The following is a 2,479-nucleotide window of genomic DNA, read 5'->3' as shown; positions in this document are numbered from 1 at the left end:
TGATATTTCACATCAAGGGGTGGATTACCGCGAGACGGTGCATCGCTTTCCGGGGCGGCTTAACCAGATTCCCCATTGCTGGCTGTTCCACGATCTGTACGACCATCACTATGGGCTCGAGCAGCCGGCACTGAGTCTCGGGGAGTGTCTGCGCATCGGCGAGATCTGGGTGCGGATCGCTGTCGAGCATCAGGCGACGCTGGATCTGGAGACGGGGGACTGGTTGCAAGCGGCGGACTCCTGACCCACACCGGCTTCAATCCCGCCGCGCGGTGACCCAGAGAAACCGCCCGCCGCCGATATCACGCAAGTTCACCTGCTCCGGGTACAGGTCGGCGGCCTGCAGCTGTTCGCGCAGTTCCTGCGGGGTGGTGTGACTGTCGTACAGACGCTGGCCCATAAAGGTCTTCCAGACTGCGCCGGCAGCAAAGCAAAGACATCATCCAGCACCGGCTGCATATCAAACTGCCCACGGTTGGCCTCATAACCAGCGGCGAGGGCGTCATAGGCCTGTTGAAGCGCGTGGTCAGTTGTCATGGTCGCCTGGAAGGCCGCGTTCGATGCCCACCACCTGCGTCCAGGAAACATTCGTCGTCGAGGTTGATCCACCAAGGGAATCATTGACGAAGCGGACGTCTTGCGTGCGATCGATAGCGCATCCCGTGAGTAGACACAGCACGAGGAAGAAGGCGCATAAACGGCCGTTCAGGCACAACCTCAACAGTCGCCGTTCGGTGTCGATCAGCAGGCGCCGGGCTGCCGCGAGCGATGTTTGCAGGTGAAGCGGTTGAAGATGCATGGCCCTCTCGGTGTCGCGGCCTCAGCCGCTGTTCAGTGAACGCTACCCGGCACGCTGATCTGACCCAAAAAGGCGCCCAGGGACTGCTGATACTGGGGCTGCGAGCGCAGAAAACCCTCGTTATGGCCACCGCGCAGTTCGACGAAGCGCTTTGGCGCTGGAGCCGCCTCATAAAGCCGACGCCCCAGCGGAATTGGTACGATCTCATCATCGGGGCTATGCAGGATCAGCACCGGAGCTTGCACGGGCGCCATCTGCTCAACGGCCGGAAACGCCACCCGCAGTGGGATCAGGCGCGAGAGCAGCGGATAATGCACCTCGGCCAGGCTCTGCATCTGATCGAAGCTGGATTCGACGATCAAGGCCGCCGGGGAGGTCCGCGCCGCCAGCCAGGTCGCCACCGCACCGCCAAGCGAGCGCCCGAAAATGACGATCTCCTCGGGTGGGATACCGCGCACCTGGGTCAACCAGTCCCAAGCGGCCGTGGCATCCCGGTATAGACCATGCTCAGAGGGTGAGCCCTGGCTGCGTCCATAACCCCGGTAGTCGATGATCAACACCTCGAGCCCAAGGTCAGTGAAGATCCTGATCGACTCGCCCCGGTGTGAGACATTGCCGGCGTTGCCATGGAAGAACAGCAGGGTGCGCGGCGCTTTGGCACGCGGTTTGGGCGCGCTCACCAACCATCCATGCAGCGCGACCGTATCCTCGGTGACCAGCTGGACCTCCTCGTCGTTGAGCCCCCAATCCGTCGGCGTCGCTTGCAACCGATCGTAGGGGAAGAAGATCAGCCTGGGCTGCAACCACCAGAGCAGAAGCCCAAACAGGAGCAGGCCGAGCAGGGCCATGAACAGCAGTGAGGTGAGCTTGGCGAGCATCAGGTCATTGGATCACAGGCGAGCAGCGGCAGGGGGTCTCCATGTCAATCCGCGTCTGCAGCCTTGCGGCCAATGCGCGTGTCCAGCGCCGATAGATGCTGCTCCTCTTCCGCATGGCTTTGGCCTCAGGCACCGCGCCTTGCCGTGACCCTGGTGATGAAATCGGCCACCGCATCGGCATAGGCGGCGGTGTTGGCCAGCTCATGACCGCCCTGCGCAAGCACATGCAGCGCGCTCCCGGAGGCCAAGGCCTGCGTCTCCTGTGCATCGACGACCTCATCGTCCGCCGCGACCAGGATCAGCCCCGGTACCGACGGATCTGGCGGCTCCTGCTCATAGGCCCGATAGGCGAGTGCATCCTCCAAGGTCCAGTCGAAGTTCGCCTCGACATCGAAGCGCTGCAAGCGGCCCTGATAACCTGCCAGTGTTGCCGAGGGACGCAAGGCCGGATTCAAGCCAATCCAGGGGTAGCCTTGGCGCGCGCCCAGGTAACGCGCCCAGAATCCACCTAGGCTGCTGCCGACCAACAGGTCGAACGTCGGCGACTTGCTCAGCGCCGCCTCGGCTGCACGCAGATAGTCCTCGGGCCGATAGCCGCCCTGCGTGGCCAGACAACGGACCTCATGGCCGAGAGCACGCAGCAGATCGACCTTGGGGCTGTTGGGCTTCGGCCCACTGGCAAAGCCGTGCAGATAAAGGATCAGGGCCATGGTCAGACTCCGGTTGCGATGGAGAGCAGCGGTGATGGTGACTTGGCAGACGCTAGAATGGCCTCGTTGGCGCGTTCTACAGCATCACCGTT

General features: G+C 62.9%; 5 protein-coding genes. 1 reads left to right on the top strand and 4 read right to left on the bottom strand.

What is annotated here, in order from left to right:
* Positions 1–244: hypothetical protein (locus VBE63_RS27350; RefSeq protein ID WP_323686149.1), on the top strand; the 244-nt coding region annotated here is incomplete at its 5' end.
* 12 nt (positions 245–256) lie between these two features.
* On the opposite strand, the gene VBE63_RS27345 is transcribed toward VBE63_RS27350, so the two are convergent.
* The 4 genes from VBE63_RS27345 to VBE63_RS27330 form a co-directional block, all read right to left on the bottom strand.
* A complete protein-coding gene (locus tag VBE63_RS27345) occupies positions 257–400 on the bottom strand; it encodes a hypothetical protein (RefSeq protein ID WP_323686148.1) in 144 nt (47 codons plus the stop codon).
* 126 nt (positions 401–526) lie between these two features.
* Complete coding sequence (locus tag VBE63_RS27340) at positions 527–799, bottom strand: hypothetical protein (protein WP_323686147.1); 273 nt, start codon at positions 797–799, stop codon at positions 527–529.
* A gap of 32 nt (positions 800–831) precedes the next feature.
* Positions 832–1,677, bottom strand: coding sequence for an alpha/beta hydrolase (locus VBE63_RS27335; RefSeq protein ID WP_323686146.1), 846 nt, complete (start codon positions 1,675–1,677; stop codon positions 832–834).
* Positions 1,678–1,802: 125 nt separating this feature from the next.
* A complete protein-coding gene (locus VBE63_RS27330) occupies positions 1,803–2,387 on the bottom strand; it encodes a YqiA/YcfP family alpha/beta fold hydrolase (protein ID WP_323685559.1) in 585 nt (194 codons plus the stop codon).
* Positions 2,388–2,479: the final 92 nt, after the last annotated feature.

Origin of the sequence: Lamprobacter sp., from assembly GCF_034860625.1 — a bacterium.
Classification (GTDB): domain Bacteria; phylum Pseudomonadota; class Gammaproteobacteria; order Chromatiales; family Chromatiaceae; genus Lamprobacter.
Note: the sequence above shows the minus strand (reverse complement) of the source record. Positions and strands in the feature narration are given on the sequence as shown.

Bases quoted from the DNA above. Each gene is read 5' to 3' on its own strand.
- VBE63_RS27330 (WP_323685559.1), bottom strand. From the start codon at position 2,387: ATGGCCCTGATCCTTTATCTGCACGGCTTTGCCAGTGGGCCGAAGCCC.
- VBE63_RS27335 (WP_323686146.1), bottom strand. From the start codon at position 1,677: ATGCTCGCCAAGCTCACCTCACTGCTGTTCATGGCCCTGCTCGGCCTG.
- VBE63_RS27340 (WP_323686147.1), bottom strand. From the start codon at position 799: ATGCATCTTCAACCGCTTCACCTGCAAACATCGCTCGCGGCAGCCCGG.
- VBE63_RS27345 (WP_323686148.1), bottom strand. From the start codon at position 400: ATGGGCCAGCGTCTGTACGACAGTCACACCACCCCGCAGGAACTGCGC.